Source organism: Lachnoanaerobaculum sp. OBRC5-5 (genome assembly GCF_000296385.1).
Classification (GTDB): domain Bacteria; phylum Bacillota; class Clostridia; order Lachnospirales; family Lachnospiraceae; genus Lachnoanaerobaculum.
Map to the genome: position 1 here is coordinate 532,193 of NZ_JH815185.1, position 18,367 is coordinate 550,559.

13 protein-coding genes are annotated in these 18,367 nt (G+C 35.6%); 12 read left to right on the plus strand and 1 reads right to left on the minus strand.

From position 1 onward, the window contains the following. Position 1: 1 nt before the first annotated feature. From HMPREF1135_RS02485 to fba, 8 genes are read left to right on the plus strand one after another with little or no spacing between them, the layout of a single operon-like run. Entirely contained in the window at positions 2 to 709 is a 708-nt protein-coding gene (locus HMPREF1135_RS02485) for a response regulator transcription factor (RefSeq protein WP_007591633.1), read from the plus strand. Continuing rightward, the gene (locus tag HMPREF1135_RS02490; protein ID WP_007591640.1) at positions 699 to 1,832 is read left to right on the plus strand and encodes a sensor histidine kinase; all 1,134 of its coding nucleotides are present in this window, start codon (positions 699 to 701) and stop codon (positions 1,830 to 1,832) included. Before HMPREF1135_RS02485 ends, HMPREF1135_RS02490 begins: the two co-directional genes overlap by 11 nt. Further along, a complete protein-coding gene (locus HMPREF1135_RS02495; protein WP_007591642.1) occupies positions 1,798 to 4,239 on the plus strand; it encodes a hypothetical protein in 2,442 nt (813 codons plus the stop codon). Before HMPREF1135_RS02490 ends, HMPREF1135_RS02495 begins: the two co-directional genes overlap by 35 nt. Beyond that, positions 4,240 to 5,190 carry an ABC transporter ATP-binding protein gene (locus HMPREF1135_RS02500; protein ID WP_007591645.1) on the plus strand — a complete coding sequence of 317 codons (951 nt, stop codon included), beginning with the start codon at positions 4,240 to 4,242 and terminating at the stop codon, positions 5,188 to 5,190. After that, positions 5,180 to 6,055 (plus strand): ABC transporter permease, encoded by an 876-nt coding sequence (locus HMPREF1135_RS02505; RefSeq protein ID WP_007591647.1) that lies wholly within the window; start codon positions 5,180 to 5,182, stop codon positions 6,053 to 6,055. Before HMPREF1135_RS02500 ends, HMPREF1135_RS02505 begins: the two co-directional genes overlap by 11 nt. Then, a complete protein-coding gene (locus HMPREF1135_RS02510; RefSeq protein ID WP_007591649.1) occupies positions 6,036 to 7,310 on the plus strand; it encodes a zinc ribbon domain-containing protein in 1,275 nt (424 codons plus the stop codon). Before HMPREF1135_RS02505 ends, HMPREF1135_RS02510 begins: the two co-directional genes overlap by 20 nt. 59 nt (positions 7,311 to 7,369) lie before the next feature. Then, on the plus strand, positions 7,370 to 8,869 hold the full coding sequence (gene thrC / locus HMPREF1135_RS02515; RefSeq protein ID WP_007591651.1) for a threonine synthase: 1,500 nt from the start codon (positions 7,370 to 7,372) through the stop codon (positions 8,867 to 8,869). A 2-nt stretch (positions 8,870 to 8,871) separates the two neighbouring features. Continuing rightward, a complete protein-coding gene (fba, locus tag HMPREF1135_RS02520) occupies positions 8,872 to 9,735 on the plus strand; it encodes a class II fructose-1,6-bisphosphate aldolase (RefSeq protein ID WP_007591653.1) in 864 nt (287 codons plus the stop codon). A gap of 53 nt (positions 9,736 to 9,788) precedes the next feature. Here fba and HMPREF1135_RS02525 read toward each other — a convergent pair whose 3' ends face one another. Continuing rightward, positions 9,789 to 10,955 (minus strand): MFS transporter, encoded by a 1,167-nt coding sequence (locus tag HMPREF1135_RS02525; RefSeq protein WP_007591655.1) that lies wholly within the window; start codon positions 10,953 to 10,955, stop codon positions 9,789 to 9,791. 126 nt (positions 10,956 to 11,081) lie between these two features. On the opposite strand from HMPREF1135_RS02525, the gene HMPREF1135_RS02530 reads away from it, so the two are divergent. The 4 genes from HMPREF1135_RS02530 (at position 11,082) to HMPREF1135_RS02545 (ending at position 18,331) form a co-directional block, all read left to right on the plus strand. After that, on the plus strand, positions 11,082 to 12,404 hold the full coding sequence (locus HMPREF1135_RS02530) for a replication-associated recombination protein A (RefSeq protein ID WP_007591657.1): 1,323 nt from the start codon (positions 11,082 to 11,084) through the stop codon (positions 12,402 to 12,404). Between the two features lie 3 nt (positions 12,405 to 12,407). Then, complete coding sequence (rho, locus tag HMPREF1135_RS02535) at positions 12,408 to 14,105, plus strand: transcription termination factor Rho (RefSeq protein WP_007591659.1); 1,698 nt, start codon at positions 12,408 to 12,410, stop codon at positions 14,103 to 14,105. Positions 14,106 to 14,171: 66 nt separating this feature from the next. After that, positions 14,172 to 16,085, plus strand: a complete 1,914-nt coding sequence (locus tag HMPREF1135_RS02540) for a DNA gyrase/topoisomerase IV subunit B (protein ID WP_007591661.1) — start codon at positions 14,172 to 14,174, stop codon at positions 16,083 to 16,085. A gap of 8 nt (positions 16,086 to 16,093) precedes the next feature. Further along, positions 16,094 to 18,331, plus strand: a complete 2,238-nt coding sequence (locus HMPREF1135_RS02545) for a DNA gyrase/topoisomerase IV subunit A (protein ID WP_007591664.1) — start codon at positions 16,094 to 16,096, stop codon at positions 18,329 to 18,331. Positions 18,332 to 18,367 lie beyond the last annotated feature (36 nt).

Below are 18,367 nucleotides of genomic sequence, written 5' to 3' on the forward strand. Positions count from 1 at the left end.
AATGGCGGATACAAATATTTTAGTGGTAGATGATGAAAAGGAGATTGCTGACCTTGTTGAAATTTATCTGGTCAGTGACGGATATAAAGTTTTTAAAGCAAACAGTGCTGAAGACGGATTGAAGATAATAGAGAACGAAGATATACATCTTGCAATACTTGATATAATGATGCCCGGCATGGACGGACTGGAGATGTGTAAGAGGATAAGAGAAACACATAATTTTCCTATAATACTTCTAAGTGCAAAGAGTGCGGATCTTGATAAGATACTTGGACTTGGAACAGGTGCGGACGACTATGTTACAAAACCTTTTAATACCTTAGAGCTGACGGCAAGAGTTAAATCACAGCTTCGCAGATATACTCAGCTTAATCCGAACAGTACCGTTTTGGAAAAGGACGATCCTAATGAGATAAGACTTAAGGGAATGTCTATAAACAAAGATAATCATAAGGTAGTCATAGAGGGAAAAGAAGTTAAGCTTACACCTATAGAGTTCGATATCTTATATTTGCTTGCAAGTAATGCCGGAAGAGTATTCTCAACAGATGAAATCTTTGAAAAAGTATGGAATGAAAAGGTATACGAGGCCAATAACACAGTAATGGTTCATATAAGAAGACTTCGCGGAAAAATGAATGAAGATGAAAGAGAAAACAAGATTATAACTACTGTATGGGGTGTTGGATATAAAATTGAGAGATGATTTGGAAAAGAAATTTCAGACTAAAGTAATAATTAACATACTCTTCAGTCTGGTGATTTCTATTTTGGTAGAAACTCTGTTGCTCAGCAATATTTCGGTGTTCTCAGGATTGCATATAATAAATCGTGAAAATGATACTCTTTTGATAAGGGGAAACGGAAGCGACCTGGTTGTTATTCTGATTTTACTTGTATTCGGCATAGGAGTATTTGCACTTTCATTTTGGATTTTGCAAAGAAAGTCATTTGAGTATATAGATGACATACTTCTGGCAATAAAGAAGATTTCGGCCGGAGATTTGAATACAAATATTGATGTAAAAGGCGATAACGAGTTTTCCGAGATAGCTGCAAGTATCAATAAGATGGCTGAGGAAATCAGAGTTTTGATGGAGAGTGAGAGACATAATGAAAAGTCCAAAAATGAGATGATTACAAATATTGCTCACGACCTTAGAACACCGTTGACATCAATACTCGGATATCTTGATTTGATAAACAAAAGAGATTTGTCTGAGGAGACCAAAAAAGAGTATTTGAAAATAGTTTATGAAAAGTCAAAGAAGCTGCAGGATCTTATTGAGAGTCTTTTCAGCTTCACAAAGACAAATTCATCAAAACTTGTACTGAAAATAGATAAAATTGATATTATAAAGCTTTTATGTCAGCTTATGGAGGAGTTTTACCCTAATTTTGAAAATAAAGGTATTACTTGCAGTGTAAATACAAATGAGGATTCATGTGTAATAGACGGAGACGGTACTTTATTGGCAAGATTGTTTGATAATCTTATTAATAATGCCATCAAATACGGTGCTGACGGAAAAAGAATAGATATAAAAATTTCTGTTGAAAAGAAAATAGTAAAGATTGCGGTAATTAACTATGGTAAAGTTATTCCGGCAAACGAGTTACCTCTTATTTTCGGCAAATTCTACAGAGTGGATCAGGCCAGAAATTCTAATACGGGAGGAACCGGACTTGGACTTGCCATAGCAAAAAATATCACAGAGCTTCACCATGGAATTATTGATGTAAGCAGTGATTTGAGCGGAACAATATTCAGCGTAACATTACCAAAGGAGTTAGATGTTGAAAGGGAAAATTTTAAGAGGACTGAATAAAATACTTTTATTATCATTGGTATTATTTTTACTGTCTGCAGTACAATTTCCTATAAACACATTATCTGCAACTGAACAAAATAAGGAAATAACTATAGATATAAGCTACGGTTACGGGAATATAGCAAAGGGAGGGAGATACCTCCCTATTCATGTATATTATAAAAATTTCACAAATGATAATTTTACCGGAAAAGTATCTATTGAATTTATTGAGGCGGATAATAAAAAATATGCTTATGAGTACAATGTAAATCTTGAGCAAAAGAAAATTTATTTGACTGATTATTATATAAGAATCAGCAATGAAGTGAATAAAATTGTAGTTGTACTGAAAGATGAAAATAAAAAAACAATAATAGAAAAAGATGTATCTTTGAATATGGAAGCCAACCGTTCAAAAATAATGGTTGGCTTACTTAGTGACAGTCAAAATAAGCTGGATTACTTTGACGATGTGGCAATAAATTTCGGCCTTTTAAATTTGAATACGGTAAATTTGGCTGCAGGATCATTTCCGAAGTCAAGTTCAGGACTTGAACAGCTGGATATGATTATAATCAGTAACTTTAGAATAAGAGATTTGTCAACGGAACAGTCCAGAGCATTGATGAATTGGGTAAAACAGGGAGGAGTCCTTGTAATGGGTACAGGTCAAAGAGCTGATGATACGATCGGAAGATATGCTCCTGAGCTTTTGGAGGACATATATGATTCTCCGAAGATGAATACTTTGAACTTTACATTTAACAATGAAAGTAAAAGTATCGATCTCTACACTACATCAATAAATATGCATGGAGGAAATGTCCTTCTCTCAGACGGAGATTTTCCTCTAATAACTTCTGTAAATAAGCAAAAAGGATTGATAGCGGTTGCAGGTTTTGACTTTTGTGATTTAAATGATTTTGCGGCAGAGAATACTCAGTTTGCAAGATATATTGTTTCGACTGTCCTGGGAGATGAGAGGATAGAGAATTTTTCAAAGCAAAGTGAAGTTTCAGATGATACATTCCAAAATATTGAGCCTATATTAAATTCGTCGGAAACCAATAAGTTGCCGCCTATGACTGTTTATACCTTGATATTTATTGCTTATGTACTTTTAATAGGACCTATTTCTTTTATATATTTAAAAGACTATGGACTTGCAATATATTACAGGAAGATCGTAGTGCTTATGTCCTTATTATTACTGGCGGTAATTATTATATATAACGGCAGAACAAGGTTTACCACAACATTCTACAACTATGTTACGGTTTATGAAGCCGGAGATCTGGATGTATCGGAATCCACATATGTAAACCTTAGAAATCCTTATAATAAGCCTTATAATGTGGTTATAGATTCAAATTACTCTGTTATACCGGTAATAAGAGACAGGTCGGATGTGGACGACAGAAGAGTTTTAAATAAGTCTACATCTGTAAATATTGATAATGAGGAGTACACAAAAAATATTTCTCTAAATCATGTAGGTGCATTTGCTTCAAATATCTGGAAGCTGGATAAAACAATAGAGAATTTGAACAACGAAGGATTTACAGGTGAAATAAATTTCTTTAACGGAAGTTTAAGTGTTGAAATTACAAATAATTATGATTATAAGGTAAAAAATGCCACCCTTATTCTGTATGGGAAAATTGCGCTGCTTGGAGACTTTGATAAGGGAGAGACAAAGCAGATAGATAATTGTCAGTTTATAAATATACCTTTGACAGACTTTAATATTACTTCAAGAATTATTACAGGAATGGTTGGAGAAACTACGATAAATCAAAACGGCAGTGTGAACGGTATGGACACCGAGAAATATATGCAGCTTTTAAATGTCTCAAATTTCCTTTCATTTTATCTTGGAGAAAATTCCAACGGATATACTGCAGATGCAAGAATTATCGCATTTTCGGATACGGCACTCTCAAATCCTATATTTTTTAATAATACCATGGAGGGTAGCGGACTGACATTGCTTACATCTGTTATACCTGTAAATTCTATAGAAGACGGAAAAATTTACAGACAGTCGCTTTTAAAGATGCCTATAGTGCTTAGCGGAGATTATTCTTATATAGACAATGCACTAAAGAGCAATGAAGCTACGGTACTTGAGTATTTCTTGGGGGAAAATATAAACATCGCACAAGTAAAATTTGAGCAGATATCAGATATATTTTCAGATACAAGATACAGTGACAGTGTGAAGGTCTTTAAGGGAAATATTGCTTTGTATAATTTTAAAACCGGAAACTTTGATTATATTTCAAAGAACAATTTCTCTATATTGGAGTTGTTGACATATCTGTCGGATACAAATACTATCAGAGTAAGATATTCAAATATAGAAAACGGGAATTTGGAAACCGCTTTGCCGATGGTAAGTGTTTTAGGTGTGGAAAAATAGATGTTAGAAATAAAAAATATAAGTAAATTATATGGAAGACATCCGGCATTATCAAATCTTTGCCTAAGAATACCGGATGGAGCACTTTACGGACTTGTCGGTCCAAACGGTGCAGGTAAGACAACTGCTATAAAGATTATTTCGGGAATTATATATCCTGATAAAGGGAGTATATTTTTTGATGATATAAATCTATGTGACGATCGGAAAAATTCAAAGGAAACGGTAGGTTACGTTCCGGATGTGCTTGGAATTTATGATGATATGACGGTATTTGAATATATGATGTTCTTTGCTTCTACATACGGTCTGACCGGGTATCTTGCAAGAAAGAAGTCGGAAATTCTTTTGGAGCAGGTCGGTATGACTGATAAGAGAGAGTTTTATTTGAACGAGCTTTCAAGAGGAATGCAGCAAAAACTTTGTATAGCAAGAGCATTAATACATGATCCCGCACTTATCATTATGGATGAGCCTGCAAGCGGACTTGATCCGAGAGCCAGATACGAGCTTAAGGAACTTTTACAGGAGTTAAACGCCGCAGGTAAAATGGTGATTTTAAGCTCACATATTTTATCGGAGATTTCAGAAATCTGTACGGACATAGGAATTATAGAAGGCGGAAAGATGATAATATCCGGAAGTGTTGAAGAAATACTGGCAAAAGTTGAGGGAGCAAACCCTATAAAAATAAAGGTATTAAATAATGAAAATTTAGCACTTGAAATATTAAAAAATAATAAAAATGTCAGATTTTTATCTGTAGATAACAGCTATTTTATGGTATACTTTGAGGGTAAAAAGATAGATGAAGCCGGATTGTTGGCGGAACTTATAAGAAACAATGTTTTAGTAAGTGAATTTATAAGAGAACCGGGAAGTCTGGAATCATATTTTATTAAGGTTACAAACCATTCAAATGAAAGCGTAATTTTTAGCAATGAATATTAATCCGATTTATGAAAGGGAACACAGGGTAAGTACAAGAAGTATGAAACTCTCAATTGCTATTCTTGTATTTAACTTTATTGTGGCGGCAGTTACTCTGATAGAGATGAATGATGTTGTAGACTTTGCAAGGAAAACTTCATTTATAGACTATACTTCTTTTTTACAAATATTCAGAATAGTTATATTTGTTCCTGCGCTTTTACTTATATTTGTGGCACCAAGTTTTATAGCAGGTGCAATAAGTGATGAGAGGCAAAGGGGAACACTTGAAATATTACTGACTACAAAGATGACCGCAGAAAATATAGTCTTTGGTAAGTTTTTGAGTTTATTTTCCTCGATTATGCTTATACTGATATCACAATTACCGATTATGGCAATTTTATTTTTATATGGCGGAATAACTGTTCCCGATATTATAAAACTTGTTATAAACTTTGTTGTGTTTGTAGTACTTATTATTTCAATGGGGATATTTTGCTCAAGCATATCTATGAGGACAAGTGTTGCAACAGCTCTCCTATATTCGGGAGTTTTAGGGCTGTTTATAGGAACATTGATATTATATTTTTTATCTGCAAATTCATTTGTAACGGATGAGAGCGGATTTTTCGGAATTGTTTTTATCAGATTCAGTAAGTTTGTTTTGTTGTTTAATCCTTTAGTCAGCATAGATTTTTTGTTATCGAAGATTATGGGAGAAGACAGTTCGGATATATTGGTAAGCCTTTTTTGGTATAATAATTGGTTTTACATAAATATGTTTTTGGATTCGGTATTGTCAATTGTATTTTTGGCATTGTCTGTATTAAAAATTAAACCGCATGGTAAGACTTGGAGGAAGCATGGCAACAGTAATTTATAAATGTAAAAATTGTGGCGGTCCGGTAAAGTATTCTGCAACACTTGGGAAGTTTAATTGTGAATATTGTAATACGGTTTATACGGAGGAAGAGGTAAAAAACTTAAGCCTTATGTCTCAAGATGAAGATGTGGTGGAAGACGGAGACAATGGTGAGTATCTTGAATATCACTGTCCAAGTTGCGGCGCAAATATTGTAACGGATGAGACTACCGTAGCAACCACATGCTATTATTGTAAAAATCCTATAGTGATGTCCGGAAAACTTGAGAAATCACAGATGCCTACAAAAGTTATACCTTTTAAGGTGGACAGAACAAGAGCCCTTGAATCTTTTGAAAACTGGATGAAGACAAAGAAATTTGTGCCGAAGAGTTTTTTCAATGACAAGAAAGAAATCGAAGAAATAAACGGAGTATATTTCCCATACTGGCTGTATGACACAAATGTACTTGTAGATCTTGACAGAGAGGGAAGCAGGACATATTCAAGAACTGAAGGAAATTACAGGGTGACTTATGAAAAGCATTTCAGAATTATCAGAAAAGGAGATGTGGATATTAAAAATCTCCCGAAGCTTGCACTTGCCAAGTCAAACAAAGTTCTTGTAGAGTCTGTATATCCTTTTGATTTTAACGGTGCGATAGATTTTGACTCTTCATATTTAAGCGGATTTGTTGCCGAGAAAAAGGATATAGAAAAAGAAGCTCTTATGTCTTCGATAGAAGATGATGTATATAGATACTCTGCAAAGGTGGTAAGAGATTCTATGACGGGAGAAAGCGTAAATGTGGTAAACAATGATTTCACCATAGGTCAAGGAAGCTTTAAATATGCCATGTTGCCGGTTTGGGCAATATCGTACAATGATAAAGACAGTAATAAGCACTTTTTCTTCAGTGTAAACGGACAAACCGGAAAGGTAGTGGGTAAATTACCTCTGGATATGGGAAAACTTTATCTGTCCGGACTTATGTATGTTTTACCGATATTTGCAATAATCATGGCAATACTTTATTTTACAAATAATTTACAGAGCAATATTTTTTGGTTTACCTTGGTGGGAAGTATAGTGGGATATTTTCTCTATATATCCAAAGTTGCGGCTGACTACAATATGACTTCCGCAAGTGTAAAAAACCGTGGTATAAACCAGATAGATTTCAATAATAATTATTCTGAAAAGATTGAGTATTGTAAGGATATAGAACTGGGTACAAGAATAATCGGAAGGTCGAGAATAGAAAGCAGAAAATAAACTTTATTATTTTTAATATATATGTTATAGTTTAGACAATCTAGAAATAGGAGTTTAGAATGGAATTCATAAAGTATAAAAGTACCAGAGGCAAAGAGACCGGAGTAAATGCGTCGGAAGCTATTCTTAAAGGATTGGCGGATGACGGCGGACTGTTTATGCCTGAAAAATTTCCGAAGTTCGATTTTTCTTTGGAAGATTTAAAGGGGAAAAGATATCAGGAAGTTGCCTATGAGGTAATGAAGCTTCTTTTGAGTGATTATACAAAAGAAGAATTGACGGATTGTATAGAAAAAGCATACGACGAAAAGTTTGATACGGAGGAGATTGCACCGCTTGTAAAGGCGGGAGGGGCGTATTTTCTGGAACTTTTCCACGGTGATACTATAGCATTCAAGGATATGGCTCTTTCAATATTGCCTCATCTGCTCACAACAGCTGCCAAGAAAAACGGTATAAAGAATAAAATAGTTATTCTTACAGCTACAAGCGGTGATACCGGTAAGGCTGCAATGTCGGGATTTTGTGATGTTGAGGGTACAGGCATTATAGTATTCTATCCTAAGGACGGTGTCAGCAATGTACAGAGATTGCAAATGGTGACACAAAAGGGTGACAATACGGATGTAGTAGCAATACACGGAAATTTTGACGATGCACAAAGCGGAGTAAAAAAGATATTTTCCGATAAAGAGTTTGCAAAAAAGCTTTCAGAAAACGGAATACAGCTTTCAAGTGCAAATTCTATAAATATAGGACGTCTGGTACCACAGATAGCTTACTATGTATATGCTTACGTTAAGCTGTTGGAAAGTGGCGATATAGCTGCAGGTGAAAAGATAAATGTATGCGTTCCTACAGGGAATTTCGGAAATATACTTGCGGCATATATCGGGAAACAGATGGGATTACCGGTAGATAAACTTATATGTGCTTCAAATGAAAATAAAGTTTTATTTGATTTCTTTGAAAATGGGGTTTATGATAGAAATCGTAAGTTTGTTTTAACATCTTCACCGTCTATGGACATACTTATTTCAAGCAATCTTGAAAGATTGATTTATTTAAGCTGTGGAAGTGACGGAGAGTATGTTTCAAAGCTTATGAAAGATTTATCGGCAGGCGGTAAATATGAAGTTACAGAAGCTATGAAGGATTTTATGAAAGACTTTATCGCCGGATTTGCTGATGAAAAGAAAAATTTTGAAGGTATAAAATCTCTGTATGACAGTACAGGTTATATTATAGATACACATACCGGAGTGGCATTCTCAGTATATGAGGATTATAAAAATGCCACAAAGGATATGACAAAGACAGTCATAGCATCCACAGCAAGTCCATATAAGTTTGCTGACAGTGTACTTGAAGCAATCTTTGGACAAAAGCAGGATATGGGAGATTTTGAAGTCATTGACAAATTGCATGAGATTGGAGCACCTGAAATTCCGAAGGCAATATTGGAGATAAAAGATGCAAAGATTCGACATACAAGAGAATGTGACAGTGCAGATATGCAAAAAGAAGTAGAAGATATTCTATTCAACAACAGGAGGTAGATATGTTAGTATCAGCAAAAGAAATGCTTGATAAGGCAAAAGCCGGACATTATGCGGTAGGACATTTTAATATCAACAACTTAGAGTGGACAAAGTCTATTCTGTCGGTAGCTCAGGAGATGAATTCACCTGTAATCCTTGGAGTTTCAGAGGGTGCGGGAAAGTATATGACAGGCTATAAGACAGTAGCTGCAATGGTAAAGGCAATGATAGAGGAGATGGGAATTACAGTTCCTGTAGCACTTCACCTTGACCACGGTTCATATGAGGGATGTAAGAAGTGTATTGAAGCAGGATTTTCTTCAATAATGTTTGACGGTTCTCATTTCTCAATCGAAGAGAATATTGAAAAGACAAAGGAGCTTGTAGCTTTGGCACATGCAAACGGAATGTCACTTGAGGCCGAGGTAGGATCAATCGGCGGCGAGGAAGACGGTGTTGTAGGTGCAGGTGAGTTTGCAGATCCTAATGAGTGCAAGATGATTGCAGATCTCGGAGTAGATTTCCTTGCAGCAGGTATCGGAAATATCCACGGTAAGTATCCTGCAAACTGGCCGGGTCTTAACTTTGACGTTTTGGCAAAGGTACAGGAGAAAACAGGAAACCTTCCATTGGTTCTTCACGGCGGTACAGGTATTCCTGCAGAGATGATTCAAAAGGCAATTAACCTTGGTGTATCAAAAATCAATGTTAATACAGAATGTCAGCTTTCATTTGCAGAGGCTACAAGAAAGTATATTGAAGCAGGTAAGGACCTTGAAGGTAAGGGATTTGACCCGAGAAAGCTTTTAGCTCCGGGTGCCGAGGCTATCAAGGCAACTGTAAGAGAGAAGATAGAGCTTTTCGGTTCAGCAAATAAGGCTTGATTTATTAAGATAAAATTTTAGGGCGTCACATATGTGATGCCCTTTTTATATGTCTAATTTTCAAATTTATAATTTATACATGACAATATAAATATCAGTATTGCATTTACAATCAGCATAAATACCGCAGTACTCATATTAAGGGTATTGGAAATAAAGCCTAAGATATATGGTGTTATGATTCCGCCGATTGCTGTAAGTGCTGTAAACATTGTCATTGCAAATGCATAACCGTGCAGCGATTCCTTTGAAACAGCATAGCTTAGCGGAAATACCGGTGCCATAAAAAGTCCTAAAATAAATAATGATATTACAATAATGAAAATATTTTTGGTTGAGATAAGCATAATAAAGCCTATCAAAAGTCCAAGTGAGTCAAATACCATTATTTTTTTCGGAGATATATTTTGACTTATTTTGGCTATAAAAAGTCTTGAAATCAAAATGGCAATCCAGGTAATCGAAACAAGGGTGGTTGCAAGTGAAACGCTCATAATTCCCGTATCCTTCAGATAAGTGATAAACCATCCGTTTACGCTGTATTCAAATCCCAGGTAGAAAAATAAAAGTACGGTATTTATATAAAACTTTTTATCTTTAAAAAATTCCGTATCTTTATTTGTTCTGTTTGCAATCGAGCCTTTGGCATTATTTTTATAAAAAAGAAGAGTCTTATTATCGGTTGTAAAAAATCCTGCTACGACCAAAGCCGCAATAATTGCTATAAGTCCCAAAATATATCGCCAATTAAATCCCAGATAAAGAATAAATGACAGCAGGAAAGGTGATATAAATGCACCTATTGCGAACATGGCATTAAGTATTGCACCCTTGGGAGCGGGATTTTCATACATATTATTTACATAGTAATTATTAAAAAGTGTAATTGATCCCTTTGTAAGTCCAAGGATAAGCACCAATATATTAATGATTATCAAGGGGGGTGTATTTATTAAAATAACAAAACTGAGGAATGACAAACAGGTCATAAGTGTTATACTGAATTTGTCACCAAGTCTTGCAGACAGTGCGGTATATAAGAAACTTCCGAAAAAATTTCCGATATAAAAGAAAGTCAGTATACTGCCTGCACCTATGTAGTCAAGTCCTATTTCTTTCATTAGATGAGGCAGTGTGGCACCTATAATAAGAGTTGCCGTTCCGCTGAAAAAATAGCCAAGGCAACATCTTAAAAAAATTTGTTCACGATTCTTTTCCATAAATTATCCTCAATAAATTAGATATAATACTATATTCTATCATATTACTTTATAAATTAATAACTCGATATTTGACATTTGAAAAAAATGTGGTAAAGTAGTGGTAACAACCTACATGGAGAAAAAATGGACTTATTTGATTATATGAAAGAAGTTAATGAAAAAGAGGATGCCCCGTTAGCTTCAAGATTAAGACCCGATTCTTTAGATTCGATAGTAGGGCAGGAACATATTTTGAGTAAAGACAAATTCTTATATAGGGCGATAAAGGCTGATAAACTGAGTTCGATTATATTCTTTGGTCCTCCGGGATGTGGAAAAACAACTATAGCAAAGATCATTGCAAATACCACCAAATCAAATTTTAAGCAAATTAATGCCACTACGGCCGGAAAAAAAGAGATGGAAGAAGCGATATCTGAAGCTAAAATATCCTTTTCAATGTATAAGAAAAAAACTATTTTATTTATCGATGAAATTCATAGATTTAATAAATCTCAACAAGACTACCTGCTGCCTTTTGTAGAAGACGGTACTGTAATTTTAATCGGAGCAACAACGGAAAATCCTTTCTTTGAGGTAAATAAGGCTTTGATTTCAAGATCAAGACTTTTGGAATTGAAACCGCTTTCATATCAGGATATAGAGACCATTTTAGATAGAGCAATTAAAGACAAAGAAAGAGGGATGGGAAGGTATGAAGTAGAAATTTCTAAAGAGGCTGTAGAATTCCTTTCTAAAAGCGCGGACGGTGATGCAAGAAGTGCATTGAATGCTTTGGAACTGGCAATTCTTACAACAGATATTTCAGAAGACGGAAAGATTCATATTGATACAAATATCGTAAGTGAATGTATTCAAAAAAAGATAGTGAAGTATGATAAGGACGGAACAAATCATTATGATACCATATCGGCATTTATAAAAAGTATGAGAGGCTCGGATCCCGATGCGGTTATGTATTATCTGGCAAAAATGCTCTATGCAGGTGAAGATATAAAGTTTATAGCCAGAAGAATCATAATATGTGCGGCCGAGGATGTAGGCCTTGCAGATCCGAATGCTTTAAGTATTGCGACCAATGCCTTTTTGGCAATTGAAAGAGTCGGTATGCCTGAGGCAAGGATAATTTTGGCTCAAGCGGCAAATTATATTGCTTGTGCGCCTAAGTCAAATGCATCATATCTTGCTATAAATGAAGCATTAAGATTTGTGAAGGAAAACAGTGATTTTGAAGTGCCAAAGCATATCAGAAACGCAAATTTTACGGGGGAAAAAGATATAGGAATAGGTGTGGGCTATAAATATGCTCATGACTATGAAAATCATTATGTTAAACAACAATACCTGCCTGATGAGATAAAAGATAAGGTGTTTTTTAATCTTACAGATATGGGATTTGAAAAATCAATCAAGGACTATTTTAATAAAATAAAAAAGGACAGATAATATATGCGAGAAAAGTTACAAACTTTATCATTGGTACAGTTGAAAGAGATTGCAAAAGAACAGGGCTTTAAAGGAGTCAGCAATTTAAATAAGGCAAATATAATAGAGTTGTTAGTGGAGTTTTCCGAGAACCGAAGTAAAGAGGTTTCAAACAGTGAAGGAGGCTCGCCTGATATGACCGGAAAAGATAATTCATATCAAAGAGACGGATATGCCGGACAAAACTATTCCGGTCAGAGTAATTATACAGGTCAAAGCAGAAGTACATATAACAGTGCACAAAGAAGCACTTCAAATCAAAGCAGAAATAACGGATATAATAATACATATCAAAACGGACAAAGGTATAGTCAGGTAAGTGCTCAAGGCAATATGCCTAATTACTATCAGAGCCAGTACAATAATCAAAACCAGTATGTAAATTCAAATCAATATGTAAATCAGTATCCTAACCAGTATCCGAATCAATATCCTTTACAAAATCAACCGGGATATAGAAATGAATACTATGATAATCGCTTCGGAGCGGGTTTTTCAAGAGATTATCCTACAGACATAAGAGATCTGGATTCAGGTGAGATTGCAGAGGGTATACTTGAGGTAATGCCTGACGGTTTCGGATTTATAAGATGTGAAAATTTCTTACCGGGTGATAATGATGTGTATGTTTCTCCTGCACAGATTAAAAAGTTCAGAATGAAAACAGGTGATGTGGTATCAGGAATAAAAAAGATAAAAACAGCTACAGAAAAGTTTGCTGCACTTTTATATATAAACACTGTAAACTCTTTCCCTCCTGAGACTTTGGAAACAAGACCTAATTTTGAGGATTTGACACCTATTTTCCCAAACAGCAGAATACATTTGGCAAATGATGATTCCGCATCAAAAGCTATGAGAATAGTTGATTTACTCTCACCTATAGGTAGAGGACAAAGAGGTATGATAGTTTCACAGCCAAAGGCAGGTAAGACTACGCTTTTAAAGGAAATAGCAAAGTCTATTACAACAAATCAAAAGGATATGCATCTTATTATTCTGCTTATAGATGAGAGACCTGAAGAGGTTACAGACATCAAAGAGGCAATAGTAGGAGAAAACGTGGAAGTTATATATTCCACATTTGATGAACTTCCGGACAGACATAAGAGAGTTTCCGAGATGGTTATTGAGAGAGCAAAAAGACTTGTGGAGCACGGAAAGGATGTAATGATATTGCTGGATTCCATTACAAGACTTGCAAGAGCTTACAATCTTACAATAGCACCAAGCGGAAGGACGCTTTCAGGAGGACTTGATCCTGCGGCGCTTCATATGCCTAAGCGTTTCTTTGGAACGGCAAGAAATATAAGAGAGGGCGGAAGTCTCACAATACTTGCAACAGCTTTGGTAGATACCGGAAGCAGAATGGATGATGTTGTATTTGAGGAGTTTAAGGGTACAGGAAATATGGAACTTGTACTTAACAGAAAGCTCTCCGAAAAGAGAATCTTCCCTGCAATAGATGTTTTAAAGAGCTCTACAAGAAGAGATGATTTATTATTGAGCAAGGAAGAGGCCGAAGTGGTAAGTATAATCAGAAAGTCCACTGATTTGGCAAAGCCTGATGAAGTGGCCGAAAGAATTATCGAAGAATTCAATTCAACAAAAAACAATGAAGAACTTGTTGAAAAAATATTGGCAAACGGCCAATTGATGTAAAATAAAGTATGAATGTAACAGTTTGGTTTTTGCCGGACTGTTACATTTTTGTAAAAGTGAGGTTTTATGCAGGACTATAATGCAGGCAGTATTACAGTACTTGAAGGACTTGAGGCTGTTAGAGTAAGACCGGGTATGTATATCGGTGGAGTCGGTGTAAAGGGATTAAACCATCTTATTTATGAGATAATGGATAATTCTATCGATGAACATTTGGCCGGATTTTGTAAAAATATATGGGTGACTTTAAATGCGGACGGCTCATGTACCGTGAAGGATGACGGTAGAGGAATACCGGTTGAGATGCATAAAAAAGGTATTTCGGCGGAAAGAGTTGTATTGTCCACCTTACATGCAGGCGGAAAATTTGATAATGAATCATATAAAACCAGTGGTGGATTGCATGGTGTAGGTTCATCAGTGGTTAATGCTTTGTCCAATTTCCTTGATATAAAAATATCAAGAGACGGATTTATACATCATGACAGATATGAAAAGGGTATACCTACAGTAGAATTAAAAAACGGACTTTTACCGACTATAGGAAAAACAAGAAATACAGGTACTGAAATTACATTTCTACCTGATGATACTATCTTTGAAGTTACTAAGTTTAAGGCTGACTGGTTGAAATCCAGAATGCATGAAAGTGCATACTTAAATCCCGGTCTTATGTTGCATTTCAAAAACTTAAGAGATAATGAACATGAAGAAACAGTTTTCCATGAACCAGAAGGTATAGTGGCATATGTAAAAGAGCTAAATAAGGGCAAGGAAGTAATGCATGCTCCTATACTTTACAAAGGAGTATGTGACAATATAGATGTGGAAATAGCCATACAGTTTGTGGATGCATTCGAGGAGAATATACTGGGATTTTGTAATAATATATTTACTCAAGAAGGCGGTACACATATAGCCGGATTCAAGACAAAGTTTACAGGTCTTATAAATACCTATGCAAGAGATCTCGGTATATTAAAGGATAAGGACAGCAATTTTACCGGTGCGGATACCAGAAACGGTATGACCGCCATTATCAGTGTAAAGCATCCGAATCCTATGTTTGAAGGACAGACAAAGACAAAACTTGCATCGGCCGATGCCACAAGGGCTGTACTTACGGTTACAGGGGATGAACTTACAAGGTTTTTTGACAGGAATGTAGATGTGGTAAAAGCTATAATTTCCTGTGCGGAAAAATCCGCCAAGATAAGAAAGGCTGAGGAAAGAGCCAAGACAAATATGCTCACAAAATCAAAGTTTTCATTTGAGTCAAACGGAAAACTTGCAAACTGTGAGTCAAAAGATCCAAGCAAATGTGAGATATTTATAGTAGAGGGAGATTCTGCCGGCGGTTCAGCAAAGACTGCAAGAAACAGAAATTTTCAGGCTATTTTACCTATAAGAGGTAAGATTTTGAATGTTGAGAAGGCTTCTATAGATAAGGTACTTGCAAATGCCGAGATAAAAACAATGATAAATACTTTCGGTTGTGGATTTTCTGAAGGCTATGGCAATGATTTTGATATTTCAAAACTTCGTTATGACAAGATAATACTTATGACCGATGCAGACGTGGACGGAAGTCATATAGATACTTTGCTTTTGACCTTCCTCTACAGATTTATGCCTGAGCTTATATATGACGGACATGTATATATTGCAATGCCGCCGCTTTTTAAAGTGGTACCGAAAAGAGGTGAGGGCATTTATCTATATGATGAAAAAGCATTGGAAGATTATAAAAAGAAACATAAGGACAATTTCACTCTGCAAAGATATAAGGGACTTGGAGAGATGGATGCCGAACAGCTTTGGGAGACAACTCTTGACCCTGAAAGAAGAGTGCTCAAAAAAGTTGAAATAGAAGATGCAAGACTTGCAAGTGAAGTAACTGAACTTTTAATGGGGTCCGATGTGGCTCCGAGAAGAAACTTTATACATGAGCATGCAAGAGAAGCGGTAATTGATGCATAGGAGGGTATATGGCTGAGAAGATATTGCGAACGGAATATTCGGAGGAAATGCAAAAATCCTATCTGGATTATTCTATGAGTGTTATAACCGCAAGGGCTATACCTGATGCGAGAGACGGTCTAAAGCCTGTGCAAAGAAGAGTTTTATATGATATGAGTGAACTGAGAATATTCAGTGACAGACCGCATCGTAAGTCTGCAAGAATAGTCGGTGATACCATGGGTAAATATCACCCGCATGGTGACAGTTCTATATATGAAACTTTGGTTGTTTTGAGTCAGGACTTTAAAAAAGGAATGCCTTTAATAGACGGTCACGGAAACTTCGGATCTATAGAAGGTGACGGAGCGGCCGCCATGAGATACACGGAAGCAAAACTTGCAAAATTTGCGGAAGAAGTATATCTAAAGGATCTTGATAAGACTGTTGAATTTATTTCAAATTATGATGAGACTGAAAAAGAACCTGCGGTTTTACCTGTTAGAGTACCGAATCTTTTGATAAACGGTGCGGAGGGTATTGCTGTAGGTATGTCAACCTCAATTCCTACACATAATCTGCTTGAAGTATGTAATACCTGTATTGCCTATATTAAAAACAGGAATATAGATACTAAAGGACTCTTGGAAGTACTGCACGGTCCGGATTTTCCTACAGGCGGTATTATTGCAAATAAAAAGGATTTGCTTGATATCTATGAAACAGGTAACGGAAAGTTAAAGCTGCGAGGAAAGATAGAAGTAGAGCTTGGAAGAAAAAAAGCTGACAAGGACAAGCTGATAATTTCTGAGATTCCATATACTATGATCGGTGCCGGAATAAACAAGTTTTTAGTGGATGTGGCAAATCTGGTAGAGAGTAAGAAGCTCTCGGATGTAGTCGATATCAGCAATCAATCCGATAAAAACGGTACAAGAATAGTTCTGGAGCTTAGAAAAGATGCGGATATTGAAAAGATAAAGAATATCCTTTATAAGAAAACCAAGCTTGAAGATACATTCGGAGTAAATATGCTTGCGATTGTAGACGGAAGGCCTGAGATACTTTCACTAAGGGATATTTTAAAAAATTATCTTGAGTTTCAGTATGAAATTACTACAAAGAAATACAATATACTCTTAAATAAAGAGCTTGAAAAGAAGGAAATACAGGAAGGTCTTATAAAGGCTGTAGACGTTATCGATCTTATCATTGCCATACTTCGCGGTTCCAAAAATCTGACTCAGGCAAAAAAATGCCTTACGTCCGGTGATACCACAGGTATAAACTTTAAGGTTAAGGCACTTGAAAAGGATGCTAAGAAGCTTTCATTTACCGAGAAGCAGGCGCAGGCGATTCTTGATATGAGACTTTATAAGCTTATAGGTCTTGAGATAGAGGCTCTTTTAAAGGACAATGCGACTACTCTTAAAAATATAGAGGAATATGAGAATATTTTAAAAGATCATAAAAATATGGATAAGCTCTTTATAAAGGATCTTGAAAAGATCAAAAGAGATTTCGCAATTCCAAGAAAAACTGTGATAGAGGATGCCAAGGAAGCAGTTTATTTTGAGGAGCCCATAGCAAGTGAAGAGGTTATATTTGTTATGGACAAATTCGGATATTGCAAGATACTTGACAGAAATACTTTTGATAAGAATGCGGAAACAGTGGAAAGTGAAAATATCCATGTATTTCCTGTGATGAATACCGACAAAATATGTATTTTTTCAAATGCCGGTATTTTATACAAATTCAAAGTTATGGATCTGGGTGTTTCAAAACTTAGAGATAAGGGCACGCCTGTTGACAATCTTACAAAGTTTGACAGTAGTAATGAAGAAATCCTTTTGGCTGTAAGTGAAGACGGTATGAAGGGCGGCTTTATATTGATGCTTACAAAGAACGGTTATATAAAGAGAGTTTCCGGAGAGGAATTTAAGACCAACAATAAACAGGTAGCCTCTACAAAGTTGAATAATGATGATGTACTTATAGGTGTAAAAATGCTTGGTGCGGCATCAAATACAGATTTATGCATTGTGAGCGATGCAGGATATATTTTAAGATTTAATGTTTCAGAGGTAAATGAATTTAAAAAGAGTACCAGAGGAGAGAAGGCAATTACACTTGGATATAATGAATTTGTTGAGAATTTGTATCTTACAAACGAGGTTGGACTTGCAAGCGTATCCGGAAAAGAAGTTAATTTAAGTAAAGTTAAACTTAGCCATAGAGGTTATAAGGGGCAAAAAATCAAATAATATTTTGTAAAAACAGACAAGTAAAATAAAATGTCT

Excerpts from the sequence above, each read along its gene's own strand:
- HMPREF1135_RS02485 (WP_007591633.1), top strand. The coding sequence starts at position 2 with ATGGCGGATACAAATATTTTAGTGGTAGATGATGAAAAGGAGATTGCT.
- HMPREF1135_RS02495 (WP_007591642.1), top strand. The coding sequence starts at position 1,798 with ATGTTGAAAGGGAAAATTTTAAGAGGACTGAATAAAATACTTTTATTA.
- HMPREF1135_RS02500 (WP_007591645.1), top strand. The coding sequence starts at position 4,240 with ATGTTAGAAATAAAAAATATAAGTAAATTATATGGAAGACATCCGGCA.
- HMPREF1135_RS02505 (WP_007591647.1), top strand. The coding sequence starts at position 5,180 with ATGAATATTAATCCGATTTATGAAAGGGAACACAGGGTAAGTACAAGA.
- HMPREF1135_RS02510 (WP_007591649.1), top strand. The coding sequence starts at position 6,036 with ATGGCAACAGTAATTTATAAATGTAAAAATTGTGGCGGTCCGGTAAAG.
- thrC (WP_007591651.1), top strand. The coding sequence starts at position 7,370 with ATGGAATTCATAAAGTATAAAAGTACCAGAGGCAAAGAGACCGGAGTA.
- fba (WP_007591653.1), top strand. The coding sequence starts at position 8,872 with ATGTTAGTATCAGCAAAAGAAATGCTTGATAAGGCAAAAGCCGGACAT.
- HMPREF1135_RS02525 (WP_007591655.1), bottom strand. The coding sequence starts at position 10,955 with ATGGAAAAGAATCGTGAACAAATTTTTTTAAGATGTTGCCTTGGCTAT.
- HMPREF1135_RS02530 (WP_007591657.1), top strand. The coding sequence starts at position 11,082 with ATGGACTTATTTGATTATATGAAAGAAGTTAATGAAAAAGAGGATGCC.
- rho (WP_007591659.1), top strand. The coding sequence starts at position 12,408 with ATGCGAGAAAAGTTACAAACTTTATCATTGGTACAGTTGAAAGAGATT.
- HMPREF1135_RS02540 (WP_007591661.1), top strand. The coding sequence starts at position 14,172 with ATGCAGGACTATAATGCAGGCAGTATTACAGTACTTGAAGGACTTGAG.
- HMPREF1135_RS02545 (WP_007591664.1), top strand. The coding sequence starts at position 16,094 with ATGGCTGAGAAGATATTGCGAACGGAATATTCGGAGGAAATGCAAAAA.